19 protein-coding genes and 1 tRNA gene are annotated in these 25775 nt (G+C 35.2%); 9 read left to right on the forward strand and 11 right to left on the reverse strand.

Features of this window, described 5'->3' with window-relative positions; genetic code table 11:
- Positions 1 to 8: 8 nt before the first annotated feature.
- Together acs and LB452_RS07750 are read left to right on the forward strand one after the other, a co-directional pair.
- Complete coding sequence (gene acs / locus LB452_RS07745) at positions 9 to 3875, forward strand: acetate--CoA ligase (protein ID WP_224461164.1); 3867 nt, start codon at positions 9 to 11, stop codon at positions 3873 to 3875.
- A gap of 154 nt (positions 3876 to 4029) precedes the next feature.
- Positions 4030 to 4105 (forward strand) — tRNA-His (locus LB452_RS07750).
- A 55-nt stretch (positions 4106 to 4160) separates the two neighbouring features.
- Here the strand turns inward: LB452_RS07750 and LB452_RS07755 are convergent.
- On the reverse strand, positions 4161 to 5498 hold the full coding sequence (locus tag LB452_RS07755; protein WP_224461165.1) for a M28 family peptidase: 1338 nt from the start codon (positions 5496 to 5498) through the stop codon (positions 4161 to 4163).
- Positions 5499 to 5599: 101 nt separating this feature from the next.
- On the opposite strand from LB452_RS07755, the gene pheT reads away from it, so the two are divergent.
- The 4 genes from pheT (at position 5600) to lysA (ending at position 10824) form a co-directional block, all read left to right on the forward strand.
- Positions 5600 to 8026, forward strand: coding sequence for a phenylalanine--tRNA ligase subunit beta (pheT, locus tag LB452_RS07760; protein WP_224461166.1), 2427 nt, complete (start codon positions 5600 to 5602; stop codon positions 8024 to 8026).
- Between the two features lie 71 nt (positions 8027 to 8097).
- Complete coding sequence (locus tag LB452_RS07765; RefSeq protein WP_224461167.1) at positions 8098 to 8529, forward strand: hotdog fold thioesterase; 432 nt, start codon at positions 8098 to 8100, stop codon at positions 8527 to 8529.
- Positions 8530 to 8637: 108 nt separating this feature from the next.
- A complete protein-coding gene (locus LB452_RS07770) occupies positions 8638 to 9360 on the forward strand; it encodes a hypothetical protein (RefSeq protein ID WP_224461168.1) in 723 nt (240 codons plus the stop codon).
- Positions 9361 to 9618: 258 nt separating this feature from the next.
- Positions 9619 to 10824: a diaminopimelate decarboxylase gene (gene lysA, locus LB452_RS07775; RefSeq protein ID WP_224461169.1), complete on the forward strand. Its 1206-nt coding sequence runs from the start codon at positions 9619 to 9621 to the stop codon at positions 10822 to 10824.
- A gap of 32 nt (positions 10825 to 10856) precedes the next feature.
- Here the strand turns inward: lysA and LB452_RS07780 are convergent, their stop codons facing one another.
- The 6 genes from LB452_RS07780 to LB452_RS07805 form a co-directional block, all read right to left on the reverse strand.
- Positions 10857 to 12884: a protein-disulfide reductase DsbD family protein gene (locus tag LB452_RS07780; protein ID WP_224461170.1), complete on the reverse strand. Its 2028-nt coding sequence runs from the start codon at positions 12882 to 12884 to the stop codon at positions 10857 to 10859.
- Entirely contained in the window at positions 12877 to 14193 is a 1317-nt protein-coding gene (tilS, locus tag LB452_RS07785; protein ID WP_224461171.1) for a tRNA lysidine(34) synthetase TilS, read from the reverse strand. Before tilS ends, LB452_RS07780 begins: the two co-directional genes overlap by 8 nt.
- A 33-nt stretch (positions 14194 to 14226) precedes the next feature.
- Positions 14227 to 15534, reverse strand: a complete 1308-nt coding sequence (locus tag LB452_RS07790; protein WP_224461172.1) for an anthranilate synthase component I family protein — start codon at positions 15532 to 15534, stop codon at positions 14227 to 14229.
- A gap of 5 nt (positions 15535 to 15539) precedes the next feature.
- Positions 15540 to 16064, reverse strand: coding sequence for an NADPH-dependent FMN reductase (locus LB452_RS07795; protein WP_224461173.1), 525 nt, complete (start codon positions 16062 to 16064; stop codon positions 15540 to 15542).
- An 89-nt stretch (positions 16065 to 16153) separates the two neighbouring features.
- Positions 16154 to 16348 carry a hypothetical protein gene (locus tag LB452_RS07800; protein WP_224461174.1) on the reverse strand — a complete coding sequence of 65 codons (195 nt, stop codon included), beginning with the start codon at positions 16346 to 16348 and terminating at the stop codon, positions 16154 to 16156.
- Positions 16349 to 16467: 119 nt separating this feature from the next.
- On the reverse strand, positions 16468 to 16920 hold the full coding sequence (locus LB452_RS07805) for a DUF4442 domain-containing protein (protein WP_224461175.1): 453 nt from the start codon (positions 16918 to 16920) through the stop codon (positions 16468 to 16470).
- A gap of 255 nt (positions 16921 to 17175) precedes the next feature.
- On the opposite strand from LB452_RS07805, the gene LB452_RS07810 reads away from it, so the two are divergent.
- From LB452_RS07810 to LB452_RS07820, 3 genes are read left to right on the forward strand one after another with little or no spacing between them, the layout of a single operon-like run.
- A complete protein-coding gene (locus LB452_RS07810; RefSeq protein WP_224461176.1) occupies positions 17176 to 17505 on the forward strand; it encodes a PadR family transcriptional regulator in 330 nt (109 codons plus the stop codon).
- 7 nt (positions 17506 to 17512) lie between these two features.
- Positions 17513 to 19039, forward strand: a complete 1527-nt coding sequence (locus LB452_RS07815; RefSeq protein ID WP_224461177.1) for a PspC domain-containing protein — start codon at positions 17513 to 17515, stop codon at positions 19037 to 19039.
- A 5-nt stretch (positions 19040 to 19044) separates the two neighbouring features.
- Positions 19045 to 19899: a GIN domain-containing protein gene (locus LB452_RS07820; RefSeq protein WP_224461178.1), complete on the forward strand. Its 855-nt coding sequence runs from the start codon at positions 19045 to 19047 to the stop codon at positions 19897 to 19899.
- A 79-nt stretch (positions 19900 to 19978) separates the two neighbouring features.
- Here LB452_RS07820 and LB452_RS07825 read toward each other — a convergent pair whose 3' ends face one another.
- The 4 genes from LB452_RS07825 to LB452_RS07840 form a co-directional block, all read right to left on the reverse strand.
- On the reverse strand, positions 19979 to 21172 hold the full coding sequence (locus LB452_RS07825) for an LETM1-related biofilm-associated protein (protein ID WP_224461179.1): 1194 nt from the start codon (positions 21170 to 21172) through the stop codon (positions 19979 to 19981).
- A 91-nt stretch (positions 21173 to 21263) separates the two neighbouring features.
- Positions 21264 to 23039: an AMP-dependent synthetase/ligase gene (locus LB452_RS07830; RefSeq protein WP_224461180.1), complete on the reverse strand. Its 1776-nt coding sequence runs from the start codon at positions 23037 to 23039 to the stop codon at positions 21264 to 21266.
- 138 nt (positions 23040 to 23177) lie between these two features.
- Positions 23178 to 24890 carry a gamma-glutamyltransferase gene (gene ggt, locus LB452_RS07835; protein WP_224461181.1) on the reverse strand — a complete coding sequence of 571 codons (1713 nt, stop codon included), beginning with the start codon at positions 24888 to 24890 and terminating at the stop codon, positions 23178 to 23180.
- A gap of 20 nt (positions 24891 to 24910) precedes the next feature.
- Positions 24911 to 25771 carry a universal stress protein gene (locus LB452_RS07840; protein ID WP_224461182.1) on the reverse strand — a complete coding sequence of 287 codons (861 nt, stop codon included), beginning with the start codon at positions 25769 to 25771 and terminating at the stop codon, positions 24911 to 24913.
- Between the last annotated feature and the right edge of the window lie 4 nt (positions 25772 to 25775).

Here is a 25775-nt window from a genome sequence, read left to right on the forward strand (position 1 = left end):
CCATAGTTATGAATTATAAAGAAGTTTATCAAAAAAGTATTGAGAAGCCAGAGGAATTCTGGATGGAAGAGTCAAAAGCAATTAAATGGTTCAAAGCACCTACCAAAGCATTGGAGCAAACAGCAGAAGGTATTTATCATTGGTTTCCAGATGGTGAGACCAATTTGAGTTATTTGTGTTTAGATAAACACATTGAAGATGGATACGGAGATGAGTTGGCTCTGATTTATGACTCTGCAGTGAGGCAAAAGCAGGTGAAATATACTTACAATGAGGTGTTGGAAAAAGTTTCTAAACTCGCTGGAGGGTTAAAAGAATTAGGGGTAGAAAAAGGTGATCGGGTGATCATCTACATGCCTATGATTTCTCATTCTGTGTTCAGCATGTTGGCGTGCACAAGGATAGGCGCTATACATTCAGTAGTTTTTGGAGGTTTTGCGCCAGATGAATTGGCCATGAGAATAGACGATGCAAAACCCAAAGTGATCATTACTGCAACTTCAGGAATTGAAGTCGATCGGCTTATAGCTTACAAACCTATGGTAGATGAAGCTATTGAAAAGGCTAAACATAAGGTTGAAAAAGTTGTAGTTTTCAATAGAAAGCTTGGAGTAGAATTTGAGGAGAAATCCTACGATATAGATTACACAGAATTGCTGGAAAATGCTACGCCAGCAGAAGCCATCGCTTTTAAATCTAAAGATCCTTCTTATATTCTTTATACATCCGGAACTACAGGAACCCCTAAAGGAGTGGTGAGAGACACCGGTGGCTATGCCGTAGGACTAAAGTATTCCATGCAGAATATCTATGGTACTAAACCTGGTGATGTGTTCTGGGCAGCATCCGATGTTGGTTGGGTTGTAGGGCATAGCTATATCGTTTACGCTCCTATGATTCATAGGAATACCACTATCATTTATGAAGGGAAACCTATCAAAACACCGGATGCAGGTGCTTTTTGGAGAGTTATAGAAGATCACAAAGTGAATGTCATGTTTACTGCACCAACGGCATTTAGAGCCATCAAAAAAGAAGATCCAAATGGTGAATTCATAAAAAAACATGATATCTCTTCTATGAAATATCAGTTTTTAGCCGGTGAGCGTTGTGATGAAACGACATTAAAATGGGCCGAAGACCATCTAAAAATCCCTGTCATCGATCATTGGTGGCAGACCGAATCGGGTTGGTCTATCGTAGCCAATTATATGGGACTCGATCCTCTGCCAGTTAAACCTGGTTCTGCAGGGAAGGCCGTTCCTGGATACGATTTGGTAATTCTTTCTGAAGAAGGCGAGATTTTGCCAGCAAATACTGAAGGATATATTTGCTCCAGATTGCCACTTCCTCCAGGTTTTATGCAAACGCTTTGGAATAACCACGAACGCTACAAAAACGGATATTTAAGTAAATTTCCAGGATTTTATTTTTCTGGCGACGGAGGCTATATAGACGAAGAGGGTTATGTTTACATTACTGGGAGAATTGATGACGTTATCAATGTCTCTGGTCATCGGCTTTCTACAGCTGCTTTGGAGGAAGTAGTTTCTCAACATCCATCTGTAGCAGAATGCGCCGTAGTTGGATTGCAGGACGAGCTGAAAGGAGAAATTCCATTAGCTATTGTGGTTCCAAAAACAGGCGAGGAGGGTTACGAATCCTATAAAATGCAGACTGAAATCATTCAGTTGGTAAGAGACAAAATCGGAGCTATTGCGGCTTTGAAAAACGTGGTCATTGTTAAACGTCTGCCTAAAACTAGAAGCGGTAAAACTTTAAGAAGGACTTTAAGGAAACTGGTTGCTGGTCAGCCTTACAAACTTCCATCCACTATTGAGGATCCTATGGTCATCAGTGAGATCATTGAAACTTTTAGTCAGGAGAAAATTGGAGCTTTCAGTAAAAATAAAGATCAGGTGACTCAGTCTTTAAAAGCACTGACCAAGAGTTATTACAACATTGATTCACTGGCCAAGTATATGGATGTGTATAGAATTTCTCAAAACGATCCGGAGAACTTCTGGAACACCATAGCGGAACGTAATTTTGAGTGGAAGCGAAAATGGGATTCAGTCTTGAAATGGGACCCTGAAAAAGCTGAAGTCAGTTGGTTCGAAGGCGCTCAGCTCAACATCACTGAAAATGCGATAGACAGACATCTGAAAACGAGAGGTAATAAAACAGCTATTATCTGGGAACCTAATAACCCTGGGGAAAAAGCGCTACATATAAGTTATAACGACTTATCAAAACGCGTCAATAAAATGGCGAATGTGTTGAAAAAAAATGGAGTTCAAAAAGGGGATCGGGTTTGCATTTATCTTCCAATGATTCCTGAACTCGCCATTGCTACTTTAGCCTGTGCCAGAATTGGAGCAGTACACTCTGTAGTTTTTGCTGGATTTTCTGCGTCTGCCTTGTCTTCAAGAATTAACGATTCAGATTGCAAAATGGTCATTACGTCAGACGGATCTTACAGAGGCGCCAAAAGCATTGATTTAAAAAGCATAGTTAATGAAGCTTTAGAAAATACACCTTCAGTAGAATGCGTTTTGGTGGCTAAACGAACCTTTTCAAAAATTGAAATGGTCGAAGGTCGTGATGTTTGGCTACATGAAGAGTTAAAACAAGTCGAAGATAAATGCGAAGCCGAAGTGATGGACGCAGAAGACATGCTTTTCATACTATACACTTCCGGTTCCACGGGAACTCCAAAAGGTATGGTACATACTACCGCTGGCTATATGGTGTATACCGCATTCTCATTCAAAAATGTATTTCAATATCAGGAGAATGACGTTTATTGGTGTACTGCTGATATTGGCTGGATTACCGGACATTCTTACATAGTCTACGGACCACTTCTGAATGGCGCTACTACATTGATGTTTGAAGGCGTTCCTTCATATCCAGATTATGGTAGATTTTGGGATATTGTAGAAAAATATAAAGTGAATCAATTTTATACAGCACCAACAGCGATTAGAGCTTTGGCAAAACAGGACATCGAGTTTGTCAATAAATACGATTTATCTTCTTTAAAAGTTCTTGGAAGTGTTGGAGAACCCATCAATGAAGAAGCCTGGAACTGGTACAATGAGAATATTGGAAAGAAAAAATGCCCTATTGTAGATACCTGGTGGCAAACGGAGACTGGTGGCATCATGATTTCTCCTATTCCGTTTGTAACGCCTACAAAACCTACATATGCTACGCTTCCATTACCTGGAATTCAGCCTTCTTTGATGGATGATAAAGGAAATGAAATTGAGGGAAATTCAGTTTCAGGAAAACTTTGCATAAAACATCCATGGCCGAGTATGGCCAGGACGGTTTATGGAAACCATAAACGGTACAGAGAGACATATTATTCAGCGTTCGAAAATGTGTACTTCACCGGTGACGGTGCCTTAAGAGATGAGGTAGGATACTATAGAATTACGGGTAGAGTAGATGATGTTATTATTGTTTCTGGTCATAATTTGGGAACGGCGCCAATTGAAGATGCCATCAATGAACACCCAGCTGTTGCAGAGTCTGCAATTATAGGTTTTCCACATAATGTAAAAGGAAACGCGCTTGCGGGATTTGTCATTTTGAAGAATGAAGGTGAATCCAGGGATAAAGAAAACTTAAGCAAAGAAATCAACCAATTGATCGCCAGTAAAATTGGGCCTATTGCCAAGTTGGATCGTATTCATTTCGTATCAGGTTTACCTAAAACACGAAGTGGTAAAATCATGCGACGTATCATGAGAAAAATATCTTCCAATGAAGGCGATCAAATTGGTGATGTATCTACTTTGCTGGACCCTAGTATTGTAGAAGAAATTAAAGAGAAAGTTCAGCCTTTTTTAGTTGAAAATAAATAGTTATTAGTGATACTTAAGAGATGAGGTTCGTGGCTTTGTAAACCTAAGGAGTTGAATAGGTTATCAACCTCATCTTTTATTTTTTCCTTATTTATCAAAATCGTTTTGTAGAATGCAATTTTATATTAAATTTGCAACGTCTTAAATGACAACTGGTGGATGTAGCTCAGTTGGTTAGAGCACTGGTTTGTGGTACCAGGGGTCGTGGGTTCGAGCCCCATCTTCCACCCAAAAAAAGGTCTTATCAATGTTGATAAGACCTTTTTTAGTTAAAAGCGTTTATGATTATCTCATGATCTTGCTAGGAAAAACGACAACACTTTCATGTCCGTTTTTGCCAACAGCAGCAATTCCGAAGAAAAAATTATCTATCACTATGCCTTCCAGTGTGATTTCATTGACGTTTTCTACATATCGAAAATGATCCCAGGTAGGTGAGGTGGTCGATCTCCAATAGATTTTGTAGCCTTTGACATCACTTGGATTTTTTTGTTCCCATTTCAGCCTGACAGAAGGTTCTACAATTCCGCCAATGGCAACTTCGGTAGGTGCAGGAGGTGCCCAGGCTAAGCTTGCCATGGAAATCGCATTGACAGCAGTTAGTTTTTTAACATAATCAAAATTGACGTGTTCGATCACGTCTCCGTATGCGATACCATCTTCAACTCTCACGTCTTGGTGTTGCTGAGTGTAATTTTCGTGTGCTTCCATAATTCTGATTCCTGGATAGCCTTTATCATTAAATGGTTTGTGATGACCACCACGTCCAAAACGGTCCAAACGATATATCATCATAGGATTCATTTCTGGCATGTAGGTTTTGGTAGTTTCATAAACGTATCTTGCCAATTGACGTGAAGTTCCATCGACTTCACCTCCGTAAAAACGTTTCATTTGTCGCTCTCTGTCAGTTTCGGTAGGATTATGAGCTTCACTAAAAATTCTAAAGGTTCTATTATCTATCACACCATCGACACCTTCAATATTTCCTATCATGTCGTTATTGATAATGCCTATGATGTTCCAATCGTTCTCCTTTGCATATTTCGCTAAAAATTGACCACCATATAGGCCTTGCTCTTCACCGCTTAATCCCACATAAACAATACTGTGATCAAATTCATATTGAGAAAGCACTCTGGCAGCTTCCATAGCTCCCGCCATTCCTGTCGCATTATCGTTGGCACCCGGCGCATCTGTTGTGAAATCCTGAGTATCTGAAGCTCTGGAATCTATATCTCCACTCATAATGACATATGAATTTGGATATTTTTTTCCTTTCTGTACCGCAACAACATTCAGAACTTCTGCAGTTTTTGGTATTCTATTTCCATCTTCTGGTGTGACAGTTTCCCCTTGAAAAAAAACATCCAGGCAATCATTACAGGAAGAAGAGATAGTTTCAAATTCGTCCTTAATCCAACGCCGAGCTGCTCCAATTCCTCGTGTATCACTTTCAGTTTCACTAAAGGTATTTCTAGTTCCAAAATCAACCAGATTTTGAATATAGTATTCAAGTTTTTCTGCAGACACATCGTCAACGATATCATAAATTCTAGAATCTACCTGACCATAAAAAACAGTAGTGATGGTTAAAAAGGCAATTGTAAGTATAGTTTTCATATAATTAAATTTTGGTGGTCAATTTACTATAATTTTAGAGGAATAAAAATTTTAAGAGCTAAGTGGGTTTGTTATCTTTGCGCCTTCTATAGATAAATATTATGAAGATTTCTTATAACTGGTTGAAGCAATTTCTAAAAACAAAATGGACTGCTGAAGAAACCGAAGTTTTACTCACTGATTTAGGACTAGAAGTTGAAGGCATTACAGATTTTGTATCTATAAAAGGAGGTCTTGAAGGTATTGTTGTTGGATATGTCGAATCTTGTGAGCCACATCCTAACGCAGACCGTTTAAATCTCACCAAAGTAAATGTAGGTCAGGATCAATTACTCTCCATAGTTTGTGGAGCTCCTAATGTTGCAGTAGGACAAAATGTTCCTGTGGCTACAATAGGTACGACGCTTTATGATGAGAAAGGACAGCCATGGCCTATTAAAAAAGGAAAAATTAGAGGAGAAGTTAGCGAAGGTATGATCTGTGCCGAAGACGAGATTGGTCTCGGGAAAAGCCATGATGGAATCATGGTTTTGGGTGAAAACCTTATACCAGGAACACCTCTTAATCAAGTATTTTCAGTAGAAAAAGATCAGGTATTTGAAATTGGACTTACGCCTAACCGGGCAGATGCAATGAGTCACTGGGGAGTTGCCAGAGATTTGAGAGCAGGATTAATTCAAAATGAAGTCAATATTCCGATTGATACTCCTTCTGTGAGTAGCTTCCATGTGGATAACAGAAGTATGAGAGTATCAATTTCTGTCGAAAAGCCTGAGTTAGCGCCAAGATATTGTGGAGTAAGTATTTCTGGTTTGGAGGTCAAAGACTCACCAGACTGGTTAAAAAACAGACTTAAGGCCATTGGAATAAATCCCAAGAATAATATCGTCGATGCTACCAACTATGTCTTACATGAGCTTGGTCAGCCGCTGCACGCTTTTGATTTGGATAAAGTCAAGAACAATAAAATAGAAGTGAAAACTTTAAAATCTGGAACAAAGTTCATCACCTTGGATGGTGTTGAAAGAGAACTTCATGAAGATGATCTTATGATTTGTGATTCTGAAAAACCACTTTGTATGGCTGGTATTTTTGGAGGAAGCGAATCTGCTGTAAGTACTAGTACAACCGATATATTTCTTGAAAGTGCTTACTTCAATCCAGTGAGCATCAGGAAAACTGCAAAACGTCATGGATTGAATACTGATGCTTCTTTCCGTTACGAAAGAGGAATAGATCCAAACATAACAGAGTTTGCTCTCAAAAGGGCAGTTATCCTTATTCAGGAAGTTGCTGGTGGAGTGGTATCCAGCGATATAGATGATTTTTATCCCAAAAAGATAGAAGATTTTCAAGTGTTTTTAACTTTCGATAAAATCAATCAGTTGATTGGTCAGGAAATTGACACAGGAGTGATTAAAACCATCTTGACCTCACTAGATATAAAAGTTAATAATGTGTCTGAAAGCGGTTTAGGATTAACCATTCCCGCTTATAGAGTTGATGTTCAACGTGAGGTCGATGTCATTGAAGAAATCTTACGAGTTTATGGTTATAACAATATTGAATCCGACAGCAAGTTCAATGTTTCGGTAGCGAACTCTTCTATTTACGATGATTATAAAGTTCAAAATAAACTAGCAGACCAATTGGTATCTCAAGGATTTTATGAAATCATGTCAAATTCTTTGACAACCAAAGCTTACGTTAAAATGTCAGAAGACCTGAATGAGGAGCATAATGTGAACATTCTCAATGCGCTCAGCAACGATCTGGGAGTCATGAGACAGTCTATGTTATTTTCAGGATTAGAATCTGTAAGTTACAATATCAATAGAAAGAAAAACGATTTAAAGTTTTTTGAGTTTGGAAAAACTTATAAAAATATAGAAGGAGAGTATTTTGAAACCAAACATTTATCTCTTTTTATTACAGGTCCGAAAACCAAAGAGTCCTGGACCATGTCACAAGAAAGAACCAATTTCTTTACACTAAAAGGATATGTGGCCAAAATTTTTGAGAAGCTTGGATTATCAAACCTAGACTTTCAATCGGTTGAATCAAAATCAATTTCTGAGGGTCTTACTGGTAAGTTGAATTCCAAGACTATTGTTGACTTTGGTAGAGTAAAAACTGATGTTTTAACACATTTTAATATTCAACAAGAGGTTCTTTTTGCAGATATCAACTGGAGTAATATTTTAGAGGTTATAGAAAAAAAACAGCTCAAAATTAAAGAAATTCCTAAGTTTCCAACAACTCAAAGGGATTTTGCTTTGTTGCTGGATCAATCTGTAAACTTTGACGAACTGAAAGAACTGGCTTTCATGACTGATAAAAAAATCTTGAAAGGTGTTGATTTATTTGATGTTTATGAAGGAGATAAATTGCCAGAAAAGAAAAAAAGCTATGCGCTTCGGTTCAAATTTATGGATGAGAAGAAAACACTCACAGATAAGCAAGTGGACAAAGTGATGAAAAAATTACAAAATCAATTTGAAATTAAATTTAATGCCTCCTTAAGGTAAGTTATTTAAACTTTATATTTAATCCCTAAGCATTACTAAGCTTGGGGATTTCTGTTTTAAAAAAATTAGCCATGGATTTGAATGATGATTTTGTAAAAAAAATGATAGAAGAAGTTATACCTATCCACAAGTTTTTGGGACTAAAACTACTTCACATCGAGAAAGATTTTGTCAAGGTTAAAGTCCCTTTCAGACCAGAAGTAGTTGGAGATATTCGTTCGAATAGGTGGCATGGAGGTATCATTACCACCGTAATGGATTCTGTTGGCGGAATAGTAGGAGGTACCCACTTAAGTTCCATTAAGGATAAAATGGCAACCATAGATATACGGGTTGATTTTCTGTCACCAGCCTATGCAAAACCAATAATAGTAGAAGGCAGAACACTGCGGCTAGGATCACGAATTTTTGTTGCGACCATGAAATGTTATTTGGAAGATGATCCTGAACAACACCTTGTAGCGGAAGGTCGTGCAGTCTATAATTTCATTAGATTAAAATAGTTTGTTTAATCTTATTGAATAAATGCTTAATAGGTGTTAAATTTCAAGAGAGTAATTGAATGAACTTAACTTCCTTATTACATTTATACCGAATGTTGAAAAAGATATATGATGTTTCCAAGAACAAACCTTAAAACACAGTTGAACAAGGTAAAATTCAAGACCACTTCCAACGAAGATATCTTGAAACAAGTTCAACAAGTTCTAAATGATGTTGATGTTAGAAATGATGAAATTTTAGACAAAGTAGTTTCAGGAAATTCAGCTGGTCATAATAATTTTATTTTTGATAAATTAGAATCAAGTGAAATTTATCACATTGATCAGATTGAACAAATTTGCATCAATTATAGATTGAGATTTTTAGATTCTAAATATTTTAAAGGTAAACTGCCTTACGAAGCTATTTCGAAAATAAAAACTTTGGAAGAGGAGCATGATACGAGCTTGAAAGGTTTTAAAATCATGGCTCCATCAAAGTTGTTTAAGCTAGAAAATGCAGATGATCCACTATTATTTGTTCCTATAGGTAATGATTATTATTATTTGATCCATAAATGGGGAAATGATTTAAGTCCATTCCGTAGACTGATGATGTGGCCATTCAAAACATTTGAAAACTTTATGTTTTTTGTTCTGTTGTCAGCTTTGATTTGTACTTCTTTGGTACCATCTGGTTTTTTTATGAGTGAAGACAGTAGAGGAACTGAATTTTTTCTTCTCTTCATATTCATGTTTAAGTGGATTGGAGGTATTGCGCTCTACTACGGATTTGCAAAAGGAAAAAATTTCAATACTGCTATTTGGAGAAGTAAATACTACAATGCTTAATATTTTTATATGATTATTATACAATTTATCATGCAACAATTATCTCCCGCTAAATTTTGCGGGTTTCTTTTTAGTTCTTACAAAACTAAGCTGAAGAAATCTTTCATTTCAAGACTTAAACAGCAAAAACGCTATAAATTGTCTAAGTGCAATTTGAAATCAAAAATAATAGCGTAATCCTTAATTCATTTATGTTTACTACTTTCGCGGGATTAAAATTTTAATCCAATATCCGTTATATTTTAAATTTAAAAACCAATGACACACGCAGATCTTTTAAAAGTTACTCAGGAATTTGGCAGTCCTATTTATGTTTATGATTCAGAGAAAATTACTCACCAATATAAACGTCTTACTGGAGCTTTTAAAAAGGTCAAACATTTGCGTCTTCATTATGCCGTAAAGGCTCTTTCAAATTTAAGCGTCCTTAGATTATTTAATCAGTTGGGTAGTGCGTTGGATACAGTATCTATTCAGGAAGTTAAACTAGGAATAAAAGCCGGTTTTGATCCTGCCAAAATTATATTCACACCCAATGGTGTTTCTATGGAAGAACTAGAAGAAGCTGTGGATCTTGGAGTCCAAATCAATATTGATAACCTTTTGATTTTAGAGCAATTTGGAGCAAAACACCCCAATGTACCTGTTTGTATTCGTATCAATCCACACGTCATGGCTGGTGGAAATACCAATATTTCTGTAGGTCATATCGACTCAAAATTTGGAATTTCCATTCACCAAATGCCTCATGTTCTTAGAATTGTAGAAAACACAGGTATGACTATTAACGGGATACACATGCACACAGGTAGTGATATTCTTGATATAGGTGTTTTCCTTCACGCAGCAGAAATTCTATTTGATGTTGCAGCTCAATTTGAAAACCTTGAATTTTTAGATTTCGGTAGTGGTTTTAAAGTTCCATATTATGATGGTGATATTGAAACCAATGTTGAAGAATTGGGAACCAAACTCACAAAACGTTTCAATGAATTCTGTAAATCTTACGGTAAAGAATTGACCCTGGCTTTTGAGCCTGGAAAGTTTCTTGTAAGTGAGGCAGGCTTCTTTTTAGCAAAAGTGAATGTTGTGAAACAAACCACATCAACCGTTTTCGCACAAATTGATTCTGGTTTTAACCACCTGATTCGCCCCATGTTTTATGGATCCAATCATGAAATTATCAATATTTCCCACCCAAAACGCAACAAGCGCTTTTATTCGGTAGTAGGTTATATTTGCGAAACGGATACGTTTGCTAATAATAAAATGATTTCAGAAATCAGTGAAGGCGATATTTTGGCCTTCAAAAATGCCGGAGCTTATTGTTACTCCATGGCAAGTAACTACAACTCAAGATTTAGACCTCCAGAAGTGCTTTGGCATAAAGGAGAAGCTCACCTAATCAGACAGAGGGAAACTTTTGAAGATATTCTAAGAAATCAACTTGAAGTGGCTTTATAAGATTAAATTGAATTTAAACAAAAAAGGTAAAACTATTCAGTTTTACCTTTTTTGTTTTCAAAGTTTTCTAATCCTGCTTTGAGCCAAGCAAAATAGGATTTTGAAGACGGTTCATAGCCTATAGTTTCATTTAGAATTTCAAGTTCAGGTGAAAGTAATACGTAGTAGGGCTGTGAGTTGTTCCTAAAATTCAGTGTCTGGAAGGTTGCCCATTTATCACCAACTGTTCGAATTTTCTTTACTGAACCATTAGTTCTTTCGTAGTTGAATCGATTTTCTTCGTTTAGTTTAGCTTTGTCGTCAACGTAGAGTGAGATGAGTATATAGTCATTTTTGATAATTTCAAAAACTTCTGGAACACTCCAGACTTGCTCTTCCATTTTTCTGCAATTTACACAGGCCCAACCCGTAAAATCTAACAAAATGGGCTTGTTTTGAGATTTTGCAGCCACTAAGCCTTTGTCAAAATCTTTATAAGCTTTCAGTCCAAGCGGTCCTTCTGTTTCCTTATTGTAAATACTATAAAATAGAGGAGGAGGAAAGCCACTTAGAAATTTTAAGTTTGCATTGGAACTGTTAGTCAATCCAGGAATCAAATACACGACAAAAGCCAGAGTAACTACTCCCACAAAAATTCGCCCTTTACTCAATTTTTGAAGTGGGCTATCGTGTGGAAATCTGATTTTGCCAAAAAGGTAAAGCGACATGGCCAATCCTATGAGGATCCAAATTCCTATAAAGATTTCCCTTTTTAAAATACCCCAGTGTTCGACTAAGTCTGCATTCGATAAAAATTTGAAAGCCAAGCCAAGTTCGAGAAACCCTAAAACCACTTTTACAGTATTTAGCCAGCCACCACTTTTTGGTAGAGAATTGAGCCAATTTGGAAATAATGCAAACAGAGCAAAAGGTAAAGCTAAAGCCAATCCGAATCCGCCCATGCCAAAAGTTAACATGGTTGCCCCGCCATCTGCTGTAAGCGAGCCACCGAGCAGTGATCCCAATATTGGACCAGTACAAGAAAATGAAACTAAAGCAAGGGTGATAGCCATAAAAAAGATTCCTATAATCCCTCCTACACTTGTTGCTTTTTGATCTAGTCGGCTACTCCAGGAATTTGGTAGGGTAATTTCATAATACCCAAAAAAGGAAAAAGCGAATACTATAAAAATGACAAAAAAGATGATATTTAAAGTTGGATTTGTTGAGATACTATTTAAAATTTCAGGATTTACAGAGTCCAGTAAATGAAAAGGCACACTGAGCAATAAATAAATCAGGAAAATGAAAACGCCATACATGATGGCATTGATAAGTCCAAGCTTTTTCGTTCTTGCTCCTTTAGTGAAAAAAGAAACCGTTAAAGGAATCATAGGAAAGACACAAGGGGTTAAAAGTGCAATAAGTCCTCCAACAAAGCCCAAAAGGAATATAGTAAAGTTGCTGTCCTGCTCTTCTTTTGAATTTATTTGGAACTCACTTTCACCCTTAAGATCGAGTTTTAATGCTTCCGTCAGTGTTTTATCCTTACTTTGTATTTCAATGGCTTTAGTTTCAGCCACAACCAGATTAAAATTGTCTACTTCAAAGTTAAATCGCTTTTGATCTTGTGGTAAGCACATTTCATCATTACAGATCATGAATAAAATTTCAAGATCTAGAGATCCTTGCTTTGTTTTAACTCTAAAGTCTTGTTCAAAGGTGACTTGATTTTCAAAATAGGTGAGATCTGTTTTGAATATTTCATCAAATTTGGTGATGCCATCAGGTTCTTTAGTCCTGCCTATTTTCTCTAAAACTTCTGTAACATATTTAAAATTAAATTCTGTAGGAATCGGGCCATTTTCATCTTCTTTAAGTTCTGTTTGAGAGGGCAAGTGCCAGCCTTTATCTACCTGAGCTTTAATTAGAACAGTAAAAATACTATCAGATTTTTTTTCAACCGAAGCTTGCCAGCTTGATGGATTGACAGAATTATCCTGTTCTGTAAAACCAAATTGAGCCCAGCTTTGAGTTGTTATAACTAGCGAAAAGAGTATTATAAGATAAGATTTAATCATTTACAATTTCAATTTTGAGGATGTCCTCAGTTGTTTCATTTACTTTGTATCGATCATCTGTTCTTAAATTTAGAACCCAGATGATGTCCTCATTTCTGTTACAAAGCACAAGTTGAGAGGATTTAAGATGTGAACTTATTTTTTCATCTTTAAGAAAATCACTCAGTTTCTTTTTGCCCTTCATTCCGAAAGGGTAAAAATAATCACCATTTTGTATAGATCTTAGACTTAAGGGAAACTTAAGTTTTGACTTATCTACATAAGCAATTTCAGAACCAAAATCTCCTAGCTGACTTGCTTCCATAATTTTAAGTTTAAAGTCTCCGGCATCCACAAGATGTTCATCCTTTTTGATGAATTGAGTTTTAAACCTAGTTGATTCTAAAACAGATAATATTAAATTATCCCGATCTTTGATCAACTGGTGAGTTGAAGAAAAAACCTTCTTACCGGTTTGTGCATCTTTCAAATGATAAACATCATCCCATTCTGTAAAGCCAAAGCCCTCCAATAATTGATATAAGATAGCCTTTTGATTAGGGAAACTATTTAGTTTTTCAATATTGATTTCATAATGATCCTTCTTTTCTATGACAATTTCCTTGAAAAGTAAATGGGTATAATCTTCGATAAGAACTTGAGCATCTTGTAGTTTTTCCAAACTGGATTCAAAATTTTTAAGAAAATCTGGCGTTAACTCCATTAAGGTTGGTACTACTTCATGCCGAATTTTGTTTCTGAGGTATTTGGTTGATTTATTGCTTTGGTCTTCTCTCCACGCAATTTTATTTTTAAATGCAAAACCTTCGATTTCATCTCTGCTAAAATTTAGCAGTGGCCTTCTTATAAAATTATTTTTACCTGGAATTCCTGTGAGTCCCTTGATTCCAGTAGACCGGCTTAAGTTAATAATGAAAGTCTCAAGACTGTCATTAAGATGATGAGCAGTGACCACATAGTGATGATTTGTAGTATTCACCAACTCATAAAACCAGTTGTAGCGCAAGTTTCGGGCGGTAATTTGTATCGAATTTTTATTTGTCTTTGCTATTTTTTCAGTCTCAAATTCTTTAATAAAAAACTTACATTCCAGTGAATTAGCAAGGTCTTCAACAAATCGAGCGTCCTTATCACTTTCTTCTTCCCTCAATTTAAAATTACAATGTGCTAGAGAAAAGTTTAGTTTTAAGTTGTGACATAAGTGAGCTAAGACTACAGAATCAATTCCGCCACTTATCGCTATTATGAATTTTTGCTGGAGCAATTCCGGAAACTCTTCTTCGATATGTTTTAGAAAATGGTCCTGCATAGTGTAAAAGAAGCAAAATTATGCTTTATGGGTTTATTCCTTTGTAACTTCTGTAGCATTAACAACATATTGTAAAGCTCTTCCTTTCACCAAACACTCTTCATATTCCTGTTCTGGATCTGCTAGTGAAGTAAGAGCACTACCAACCATATAAGAAACGTACTTGGTTTCAGAATTGTAAAGTAAAGAACGGATAACAACATTAAAATCAAAATTATTATCTGGAGTAATGTAACCAATTGCACCACTATAGAGTCCACGTTTAGTTGATTCGTAGGTTTCTGAAATTTCCATTGCAGATAGTTTTGGAGCTCCAGTCATGCTACCCATTGGAAATAAGGACTCAATTATTTCCACTACAGAATAATCGTTCTTTACCTGGGAAGTGATGGTTGATATCATCTGGTGGACTTGCTCAAAAGAATAAATTTCGCAAAGTTCCTCAACCTTTACTGAACTTTTGGTGGCTGTCTTTGACAAATCATTTCTCACTAAATCCACGATCATTATATTTTCTGAAACTTCCTTTGGATCGTTTTTTAAATCTAGCTTTAGCTTTTCATCTTCTATTTTATCCTTACTGCGTTTGGCGGTTCCTTTTATGGGTTGAGATATTAATTTGTCACCTTCTTTTTTTAGAAATCGCTCAGGACTTGCACATAGGGCATAAAAATTCTCCAATTTCAAAAATGATGAAAATGGCGCTTTCGATATAGTATTTAAATTTCTAAATGTCGCGTAAGGATCTATTTTAGTATCTTTTCTGAAGAATTCCTGGCAAAAATTGACTTCATAAATATCTCCGCGTTGAATGTGATTTAATATGTCTTTGGCCTTGGAAACATATTCTTCCTTCTGCCATTTTGGAGAAAAATCTAGTAACTGAGCTTTGGGATAAGAAATTTCAGTTTTCAAGATTGAATTAAAATCCTCTTCAATCTCATCTTCAACTATTTTAAGGTAATGTGCTTCGATTGAATTTTCCTTCAGAAGCCAGATTTTTTTAGGTTGGATAAAATATAGTTCAGGGAATAAAAGATGATCTTCGTTTTTGGAAGTGATAGATTCAATATCATTTTTTAAATCGTAGCTGAGATATCCAAACAACCAATCTTTAGTTTTGGTGTGATATTCATTTAGCTTTTCAAACGCGTTGAGATCATCAGATTTGATAGCAGTAAAAGTGTCGATAGCTATAAGAGCCTCATAGTTCTGATATAATCCCTTACTCTTATTGGAATTTAAAAATATAACTTCATCACTTTTGTTTGCCCAGGCTAAAAGTTTATCCCCAAAATTTTCACCTACTGATGATTTCTGAAATAATTTCTTAGTTCTCAATTTAATTATAAATCGTTTTCAAAATTTTTAATTAAGGATTCTAAGTGAGCTTTATATTTTGGAGCCAATCCATTCTCCCCAAAGTTTTCACTGAAAAGTGGCAGACTAAATTGATGTACGACTTGGCCTCCAAATTTATGAAAGTTGTTGGTTGTGTATTCAAGACTCGACTGGGCACCACCTTCACCAGGAGAGGAAGACAGAAGTAAGATAGACTTGCCCTTCAAATATTCACTATCTGTTCTTGATAGCCAGTCTGTGATGTTTTTAAAAAATGCTGACATAGTGCCATTATGTTCATTCACTGCTACGATGAGAGCGTTGGCATCTTCTATTTTTGACTTCAATGTCTTAATATCATCGGGAATACCTTCAGTATTTTCAATTAATTCAGAATATATTGGAATGTTCAAAGGTTTAAGATCTATATAATTGACTTCTTTTTTTAAAAAACTCAATGCATATTTCAGCAATTTATCATTGATGGATGTTTTTGAATTTGATCCCGTAAAGGCAATAATTTTTGACATTTTTCTTTTTGGGTAAAGGTACGTATAAATGAAAAATCCACTATTTCACAGAGGAAATAATGGATTTAATTTTAATTTCTGTTTAAAGTTTAATCGAGGTAAACCAAACATTGTTTCAATGATGGATTCTTCTGCATCAGACTCAAGATAAAATCTTTGAGTTCATCTAGTTCATAAGGAAGTAAGCGTTCCGTCGCTTTTTTTAATTCTTTGCAAAATAAGTTTGCATCAAAACTTACTTTTTTTAAAATTTCTTTAGTGTATTCAAACATGGCTCTAGGCATAATTTAAACTTTTAAAATTAAGTAGAAGTGCGTCATTTTTAAATTTTCATGAATATACTAATTATAAGGCTTATGTGTTATGATTTTCATCATTAAATATATTAATAGTTGCCATTTATTTATTTTTTCCTAACAGTCCACAGAAATTTAAATTCAGAAACTACTTCACCAGACTCATTTTTTGCTATGGAAGTCATCCAGAATTTCTGACCTTCAGGGCTTTTGAGACATTGCTGGATATTCTCCTTTACCAAATTCACATCTTCACAGGTAAAGGTTATTTTTCCTTTAGCTTTTTTATGAAAGGCTGAGGAGTTCTCAGCTACAAGCATTGATATTTTTTGGCCACTATCGTTTATTTCTTTCATTACAATAGCACCTGTACTAAGTTCTGATGCCATTGACTGTACTGCAAAATACATACTGTTGAAGGGGTTTTGATTAATCCACTTGTGAGTAACCGTTGTGATACAAATCTTTTCATTTATAGTTTTTAATCTCACTCCGCACAACCATGCAGAAGGTAATTTAGAAAATAAAAACATGTTGATTTTTGATGGTGTAAGCTTCATTGATGTAAATTTTTCATTCCTCAATGTAGTCATTTATTTAATTTGAAACTTCATTTTATAGATTAATACAGTTCTAAACTTTCTTTTCCTCAGTTCTATAAATCGATTAAACCATTGTATAGCTGAGTTTAGAGTGCTTTTCAATTTGATATCAAGCATTGAATATGTTAATGAAATTATAATTCATATTACTATGTATTGCAAAGTAGTGTTTAAAAGACATATCCTTGTATAATATTATTTCAAAAGGAGATTATGAAAATTGAAAATACTAAAGCCCAAATGCGTAAAGGAGTTCTGGAATACTGCATTTTATCTGTGCTTAGTCATGATGATGCCTATGTTGCTGAAATCCTTGAGACCTTAAAGTCCGCAAAATTGCTTGTAGTTGAGGGAACTATTTATCCATTGCTCACACGCTTGAAAAATGCTAAACTTTTGACTTACCGCTGGGAAGAATCGACAGGGGGGCCACCAAGAAAATATTACGGACTTACAGAAGAGGGTAAAGAATTTCTAAATGAACTTTCAGATACGTGGACAGAATTAAGTTACGCTGTGACAAAAATTACTTCAAAAAAATAAACTAACGATGAACAAAACGATCAACATTAACCTAGCAAACGTGTTTTTTCACATCGATGAAGATGCGTTTATGAAACTTGATAAATACCTCAAGACTATAGAAAGCTACCTTGCCAATGAGGAAAGCAGGGATGAAATCCTTCAAGATATTGAGGCAAGGATAGCAGAGCTTTTTACTGAGTCTATGGCTCATCAAAATCAGGTGATTACGATATCCCAGGTCGATAAAATGATATCTATCATGGGCGAACCTGAGGCTTACAAAATTGACGATGAAGAAGATTCTTCATCTACTTTTTCCAGACCTAGATCTGCAAGAAAGCTTTATAGAGATATAGATAGAAACTACGTCGGTGGAGTTTCGGCAGGATTGAATCATTATCTGGGGCTTAACTTACTGCTTATAAGATTTATCTGGATCATTTCTGCTCTTTCTTCATTTGGAGCTACAGTGATTATTTATGCGATCCTTTGGGCGATTATTCCACCTGCTCGCACAACGGCTCAAAAACTTGACATGCAAGGCGAACCTGTGAATCTGTCAAATATCGAGCGTAAAGTCAAAGAGAGCTATTCTAAATTTGCAGATAAAGTAGGTGGGATAGATTATGAGAAATATGAACAACAAACTAAATCTGGGATCGCCAAGTTTTTTGACGGACTAGGGGAAGTGCTCAAAGCTCTTGGCGTCTTTATTTCAAAATTTCTGGGAATAATTTTACTAATTATTTCAGGTGCTCTTTTAGTTGGTCTTGTTATTTTTCTCTTCAGTTTCGGAACGATTTCATTATTTGATTTAGCTGATTTTACTAAAATGGATTTCTTTCCATTAGGAGTACCTTATTGGATTCAGGTAGTTCTGTTCTTTACAGCAGCGGCTGTTCCATTTTTTTATTTACTTATTTTAAGTCTTAAACTACTTATTTCAAATCTTAAGTCCATAGGCAAAATAAGTCATATCACATTAACAGGTCTCTGGATACTCTCAATTATAATTATTACGACACTTGGTGTAAAACGACAGTTAGAAAATAGCTACGGAGCAATAGTCGATGAGATGGATTCTATTGAATTAAAGAAACTAGACACTCTGAGGATTTCAATGAACAATGATCTATTCATTAATAATGAATCAAATGATTCAAAAATTTACAATGTGTCCGTAAATTTAAAACCTTCCGATAATGATGAACTCAAGGTTAAAATTTCTAAAAGGAGTTATGGGCCAAGTCAGGATAAAGCCAGGGATAAAGCCAAAATGATTGATTACGACTATGAATTTGAAAATTCAAATTTATTGCTAAATACATATTTCCAGTCCAACACTGAATTCTTTAATAAAAAAGAAAAGGTTGAATTGACTCTATATATTCCAAAAGAGCATACCATTTATTTAGATGAAGATGTAAAATTTTATAATAAAGTGTGGAACCTTAATAGGTCAGATTTTAACACTTATCTAGGTTATAAAGACAATACCTGGAAGCCTCTAGACAGCATAATTCAAATTGATTCAACTTCAACTCAAAATTAAGTTTCATGAAAACCATTACAATTTCCGCAGTATTTAGTTTATGTCTTCTTTTGGTTGGCTGTTCATTTTCAATTGAAAGTGTAATCAACAATCAGAAAATTAAAGGAGAAGGCGAAATAATTACAGAACAATTCGTACTTGAAAGCTTTGAAAGCTTGGAACTTAAAAGAGGTTGGCAAGTGATTCTTCAGCCTGCTTCATCCAATTATATGGTTGTTGAAGCCAATGAAAATTTACTTGAAGTTTTCGAATATGAAAATCAAAATGGTAAACTCAAGATAGGTGCTTCAAAGCAGATTTCTGTGGCAGATGCAAAACATATTACTCTATATTTTACTGAAGACATTGAGTCCATTAAGGTTTCTAGTGGAACTGAAGTTTCTTCCATGGAACGTTTAAGTTTTAATAATCTGTCTTTGAATCTTTCCAGTGGGAGCGAGGTCAAATTTAATCTAAAAGCAGAGTCTTTGGATGTGGAGACTTCAAGTGGTGCAGAGCTTACTTTAGCTTTAGCAAGTGATAATTTGGCAATTGAAAGTTCGAGTGGATCGACTGTTTATATAGATGCTAAAGTGATTTCAACAAGAGTTGAATCTTCTTCAGGAGCAGAAATTATATTGAAAGGACAAACAAGTCAATTGAAAATTGAAACTTCCAGTGGGTCTACTGTAAAAGCTCAGGAATTTAGGGCTAAAGAAGTATTTACTGAAGCCTCATCTGGATCTTCCATTTTTGTGTATCCTATTGAAAGTCTAAAAGCTGGATCGAGTAGTGGTGGAACTATAGATTATTATGCGAAGCCCTCTGGCCGTCTCGAATTAAATAAATCTAAATCTGGAGGATCTATCAATAAAAAATAATCCGTTCTAAAACACAGCTACAATGATTATACTCGTAAAAATACTTATTATAGTTTTGACCCAATACCTTTTCTAAAAACTACTCGTCCTTTTCATAATTTTCATTGAAAGCTGAGGGAAGTAGTTGGGGAATGAATTTTATAATAATTGGTAAAAGCACACTTCCGCCTGGTAATACGAAAATTGCTAGGGACGGAATGCTTTTGAAGATATCGTATAATTGATGCTTTACCTTTAGTTTTTCATCAGAGTTTAATTCTCTCTGGGTAGATTGCGAGATCAGATAAACAAGTTCTTTACTTTGGATAATTTCTTTGTAAAGTCTACTTTTATTGCGAGTCAATAATAATTTTACAGCCTTTTGATTCTTTTTATAAAAGTGATTTAGCGGATTACTAAAATGGAAATAGGCTATGTTTTCTCTATTGAGAGTTACAAAATCAAATAAAAACTCAATACTGGTGTTGATGTTTGATTTTGATAGTTGCAATTCAGATCCTAAGAGGTTCATGAATTTCAATTCGTTTATTTCTATTTCTTCATCACTATAGACAGCCATACAGGCAAGATCAAAAACATACATATTTCCTAAATGATCCAGATATTCAGAATAATTGATTGTATCTGGTAGTAACAGATCGTCTGAAATTTGAAAATTATAGCGCAGCGAACTTTTTAAAAGTTTTAATATAAGCGAATCGTAAGAGGTCTTGTAAGATTTTTGATTTAAAGCTTCATAAACAGTCTTCATGATTAGTCCCTCAAGGGTTTTAGCATATTCACTTGGATTTACAGAATCGGAAAGTGTTCTTTTGTAAGCGAGAACGTCTGTAAACAACAAGGCATTAGTGACAATATGACTGAAGTTCTTCTGTATTAAACCCTCGTTGGTCTGAACCCGGTTATGAATTAATTGTTCTAATTTTCGTTCGTCTTTCGTTTTGAACTTAAAAAATGAAGTGAAGTAATCCTTTCTAGAATGTATTGACTCATAAAACATAATCAACCTCGGAATGATTTCATTCGCGGGTTGATCCTCACATAATTTATGGTCAATGAAAACTAGTGCTACAAGCAAATTGATTTTGGAGAATTCCTGTTGGGTGTAATTAAGGTTTTTGGTAAGTGGAATTAGTGAACTTTGGCTGGATCCATATACAAAACCTGTAGATCTCAATAAATTGTAAAACTGTTCCTCATCCAGTGATAGTAAATCACTTTCACTTACCTTATTTAGGCACTTTAACAACCAACCTGATGCTGATGGATTCATAGAACAAAGAAACTTTAATTTTCTGAATACAGATGATTAAAAATAAAAAAGGAGCCTAAATTTAGACTCCTTTTTATCAAATTCCAACTTATTAGTTGGAATAAATCTTATTGTACAGATCCATGTACTTTTCTTTTATAACTCTTCTTTTCAATTTCATGGTAGGAGTTAGATGTTCTTCTTCGATACTCCAGACGTCTGGGGTCAATTCAAATCTTTTGATTTTCTCCCAATTCCCAAATTTCTGATTATAAAAATCTATTTCTTCCTGGACTCTATCGATCAATTCCTGATTTTTGACCATTTCTGAAAGAGAGTTTCCTAACTTTAAATCCTTGCGTTCTCCCCATTCTTTTACAAATTCTTCGTTCAATTGAATAAGAGCTGCCGGCATTTTTTGACCTTCGCCCACTACCATAATTTGTTCTATAAATCGAGATTGTTTCATGACGTTTTCAATGATCTGAGGAGCAATATATTTTCCACCAGAAGTCTTGAACATTTCTTTTTTACGATCTGTAATTTTTAAAAAGCCATCCTTACAGATTTCACCAATATCTCCAGTATGAAAATAATCGTCCTTTAAAACTTCATCAGTTTTTTCTTTGTCTTTATAATACCCCATCATGACTTGAGGACCTTTAACTAGTATTTCGCCATCCTCAGCGATTTTAACTTCAGTTTCAGGGATTGGTCGGCCTACAGTTCCAATTTTAAAACCTCCATCACGCATGTCATTTACAGCTACTACTGGGGAAGTTTCTGTTAGACCATACCCTTCCATAACGCCCATTCCAGCAGCGTTAAAAACCCTAGCTAATCTTGGCTGTAATGCAGCACTTCCAGATGCAATCACCTGTAAATTTCCACCCAAGGCTTCTTGCCATTTAGTGAAAATTAATTTTCGGGCTAGCTTCAATCTGGTTTCGTACCACCATCCATTTTCTCCGTAAGGTTTGTATTCTAGACCAAGTTCAACCGCCCAATAGAATAATTTTTTCTTTACGCCAGTAAGGTCAGTTCCTTTGGCAATAATCTTATCGTAAACTTTTTCCAGAAGCCTTGGAACAGCAGACATGACTTCTGGTTTCACTTCTTTGAGGTTATCACTTATCGTTTCAATAGATTCAGCAAAATAAATGCTTACACCACTAAACTGATACATATATTGAAGCATGCGCTCATAAACGTGGCAAACAGGTAAAAAACTGAGAGCTTTCGCACTTCCTTTGTCTAGTGGTAATCGAGTAGAACTATGTATAGCGTTACTTGCAATGTTCTTATGAGATAACATAACTCCTTTAGGTCTTCCTGTAGTTCCAGAAGTATAAATTAAGGTGGCTAGATCGTTTTCGGTTACTTGATCCATCAAGGATTGTACTTCGTCTTGATTACTGTCATCAGTTCCCAAATCTAGAACTTCAACCCAGTTTTTAGCCCCTTCAATTTGATCGAAAGTATACACTTCTTTGAGAGATTCAACTTCACCTTTTATGGCCATTACCTTATCATAGACCTCTTTGTCCGAGACAAAACAAAACTTAGACTCACTGTGGTTGAGAACATAAGCGTAATCTTCTTCTGATATTGTTGGATAAATAGGTACATCTTGAGCTCCAAGCTGCATAATTCCAATATCCATAATGTTCCATTCAGTTCTATTATTGGATGAAATTAGGGCGATTTTATCATTTGGTTTTACTCCCAACCTTAAAAGCCCTCTACTTATTTTATTGATTTGTTCTATATATTCTTTGGATGAAGTAGACTTCCAGACTCCATTATATTTAGTAACTAAAGCATCCTCAAGATTGTATTGTTCTAGTTGATAATATGGAAAATCAAATAAACGTTTAAGTGATGACATATTTTTATGTTTTATTAAGAGTGAAAAATAGAAAATTTTTCCTTTAAATTCTATTAAAATGCTTTCTAAAGCATCAAAAAATTATTTGATTATTAATTTATAAATATAAATATTTGTAAATCAGTAATCTATGTTTTCCTAAAATCCAACAGCGGTATCATCACCTCGGTAATCTGCTCCGCCCTCCAATGTACCGTTTGATAATCTCAATATGGCATCTACTTTTCCAAGAATTCTTGATTCTTGCTGGATGACTTTATATTCTTTTCCTCTCAAAGAATCCAAAAGATCAGACTCAAAACCTTTAGTTTCAAATACAATTTCGTCTGGTAACCATTGATGGTGGAATCTAGGGGCATTTACAGCTTCCTGCATAGACTTGTCAAATTCATAGACATTAAGTATAGTCTGAAGTACTGAAGTGATGATGGTTGACCCTCCTGGAGTTCCCACACTCATCCAAAACTTTCCATTTTTTTCAACAATGGTTGGTGTCATAGAACTCAACATGCGTTTTTCTGGTGCTATGGAATTGGCTTCCGCACCAATAAGTCCAAACATATTAGGGACACCTGGTTTCGCACTAAAGTCATCCATCTCATTATTGAGGAAGAAACCAAGTTCATTGACAAATAATTTTGACCCGTAAGCACCATTCAGAGTCGTCGTTGCGGCTATGGCATTACCAAATTGGTCTACGATAGAGTAGTGGGTAGTTTCATCACTTTCAAATCCAATAATTTTCCCATGTTCTATTTCTTCTGAATGTGTTGCCGTTTCAAAACTAAAATCTTGCATGCGAAATTTTAAATAATCATCACTCAAGAGACTATCTTGAGGTACAGAAACAAAATCTGGATCACCCAGATAAAAACTTCTGTCGGCGTAAGCTCTACGCTCAGCTTCTGTCAATAACTGAATGTATTTTGATGAATTATGACCCAAAGCATTTAAATCATAGCCTTCTATCATTTTCAGGATTTGACCCAAAACGACTCCTCCGCTAGAAGGTGGTGGCATGGAAATCACATTCAATTCTTTGTAAGCAATCTTTACTGGACTTCTCCACACAGCCTCATATTTATTCAAATCTTCAAGGCTGATTATCCCTCCATAATTGGAAATGAAATCAACCAATATACTTCCGGTTTCTCCTCCGTAAAATTCAGAAATTCCATTTTGGGAGATTCTTTCCAAAGTTTTAGCTAGAGCTCTGTTTCTGACTGTGTCACCAGGATTGAATTGCCTTGAATATAGAATCGAATCTTTATTTACTTCCAAAAAGGTAGTTTGAAATTGGTTAAGCATATCAGCCTGACCAGATGTGACTACAAAACCATTTTTAGCTAAATCAATAGTGGGCTGAAGTAATTCTGACATGGGTAAGGTTCCAAACTTCTCGTTGACTTTAAACATACCAGCAATCGTTCCAGGCACTCCAATAGCCAAACTTCCAACTCGGCTCAATTCTGAATCAGGATTGCCGTTTTCATCAAGATACATTGTCTTAGTTGCAGAAATAGGAGCTTTTTCGCGATAATCCAAGGCTCCAGTTTCGCCATCATTGGTTCTGTAAACCATGAATCCACCTCCTCCAAGATTACCCGCAAAAGGATAGCAGACTGCCAGGGCCATTTCTGTTGCTACCATGGCATCAAAGGCATTACCACCTTTTTTCATGATTTCAAGACCGATTTTTGAAGCCTCTTTTCTAGCAGAAACCACCATCGCAGAGTCCGCAATGGTGGTTTCGTTTTCTAATTCGTTGTTTTGATTTTGTTTTGTTTGGCAGCTAAAGCTAAGCCCAACAAACAGTAAAACACTGAAATACCTGAAGATAGATGTAATCATAATTTATTTAAATCGTAAATTTAATCTTTTACAATAAGTAAAGGTATTTTTAATTCTCGATTAAATAAATCTTCAGTAATACTTCCTAGAGTGAGGTTTGAGATGGTGTTAGATCCCTTGTCTGCGACCATCAATAGGTTGACATCATTTTTATAAGCCTCTTTTTTTAGTCGGCTCGCCACATTGGCTTCACGACCTAATATTTTATATTTCTTTATTTCACCAGAGAACTCAATTTTTCTCATAAAATTATCAAACCTCTTATCAACATATTCTTCCATTTTAGGGTTGATCTTTGAATTGTTTAAGTAAGGTGAAAAATGAATAGGTAAACTGTAAACATGCACAGCTTCAAGTTCAAAGTCTTGTTTTGATTTCAAAAGGTTGGCATAAGCAAAACATTTTCTTGATGAATTAGAAAAATCCGTACCTACCCATACCTTTTTCATTTTTAAGTTTGCATCTTCAGGCACCCATAAAAATTGGCATCTTGTCGTCCTTAATAGCTTAAACGGAAGTATTCCAGAGCCTTCATCATTATTTTTATTTCCCATTATCAACAAGTTAATACTGTATTTATTAACAATATAGCTGATAAGCGATTCTGTATAAGGGTCATCAGAAATAAGAACCTCCCATTCAACATTTGAATTGAAATTTTGATCAACTCTTTCTTTGAGTTCTTCGGTTATAAGCTCCTCTATATCGACATCTTTAAGTTCTTTTTCAAGCATGTCAGAAATTTCATAGCGCTTTATATTATGAACGAAATATACTTTTTCTGCATCAACAATATCAGCAAAAAAAGAACTGTATTTGATAAGTTGTTGGTCTATATCTGATAAATCTAAGCCTACTAGAATCTTTTTGATTGGTTTCATAATC

Origin of the sequence: Psychroflexus longus (assembly GCF_020164595.1) — a bacterium.
Lineage (GTDB): Bacteria > Bacteroidota > Bacteroidia > Flavobacteriales > Flavobacteriaceae > Psychroflexus > Psychroflexus longus.

What these genes read in the sequence shown, in the direction of transcription:
- LB452_RS07800 (WP_224461174.1), bottom strand. Translation starts at nt 16,348, where the DNA reads ATGCCTAGAGCCATGTTTGAATACACTAAAGAAATTTTAAAAAAAGTA.
- acs (WP_224461164.1), top strand. Translation starts at nt 9, where the DNA reads ATGAATTATAAAGAAGTTTATCAAAAAAGTATTGAGAAGCCAGAGGAA.
- lysA (WP_224461169.1), top strand. Translation starts at nt 9,619, where the DNA reads ATGACACACGCAGATCTTTTAAAAGTTACTCAGGAATTTGGCAGTCCT.
- LB452_RS07805 (WP_224461175.1), bottom strand. Translation starts at nt 16,920, where the DNA reads ATGAAGCTTACACCATCAAAAATCAACATGTTTTTATTTTCTAAATTA.
- LB452_RS07755 (WP_224461165.1), bottom strand. Translation starts at nt 5,498, where the DNA reads ATGAAAACTATACTTACAATTGCCTTTTTAACCATCACTACTGTTTTT.
- LB452_RS07820 (WP_224461178.1), top strand. Translation starts at nt 19,045, where the DNA reads ATGAAAACCATTACAATTTCCGCAGTATTTAGTTTATGTCTTCTTTTG.
- pheT (WP_224461166.1), top strand. Translation starts at nt 5,600, where the DNA reads ATGAAGATTTCTTATAACTGGTTGAAGCAATTTCTAAAAACAAAATGG.
- LB452_RS07780 (WP_224461170.1), bottom strand. Translation starts at nt 12,884, where the DNA reads ATGATTAAATCTTATCTTATAATACTCTTTTCGCTAGTTATAACAACT.
- LB452_RS07765 (WP_224461167.1), top strand. Translation starts at nt 8,098, where the DNA reads ATGGATTTGAATGATGATTTTGTAAAAAAAATGATAGAAGAAGTTATA.
- LB452_RS07795 (WP_224461173.1), bottom strand. Translation starts at nt 16,064, where the DNA reads ATGTCAAAAATTATTGCCTTTACGGGATCAAATTCAAAAACATCCATC.
- tilS (WP_224461171.1), bottom strand. Translation starts at nt 14,193, where the DNA reads ATGCAGGACCATTTTCTAAAACATATCGAAGAAGAGTTTCCGGAATTG.
- LB452_RS07810 (WP_224461176.1), top strand. Translation starts at nt 17,176, where the DNA reads ATGAAAATTGAAAATACTAAAGCCCAAATGCGTAAAGGAGTTCTGGAA.
- LB452_RS07815 (WP_224461177.1), top strand. Translation starts at nt 17,513, where the DNA reads ATGAACAAAACGATCAACATTAACCTAGCAAACGTGTTTTTTCACATC.
- LB452_RS07825 (WP_224461179.1), bottom strand. Translation starts at nt 21,172, where the DNA reads ATGAATCCATCAGCATCAGGTTGGTTGTTAAAGTGCCTAAATAAGGTA.
- ggt (WP_224461181.1), bottom strand. Translation starts at nt 24,890, where the DNA reads ATGATTACATCTATCTTCAGGTATTTCAGTGTTTTACTGTTTGTTGGG.
- LB452_RS07830 (WP_224461180.1), bottom strand. Translation starts at nt 23,039, where the DNA reads ATGTCATCACTTAAACGTTTATTTGATTTTCCATATTATCAACTAGAA.
- LB452_RS07840 (WP_224461182.1), bottom strand. Translation starts at nt 25,771, where the DNA reads ATGAAACCAATCAAAAAGATTCTAGTAGGCTTAGATTTATCAGATATA.
- LB452_RS07770 (WP_224461168.1), top strand. Translation starts at nt 8,638, where the DNA reads ATGATGTTTCCAAGAACAAACCTTAAAACACAGTTGAACAAGGTAAAA.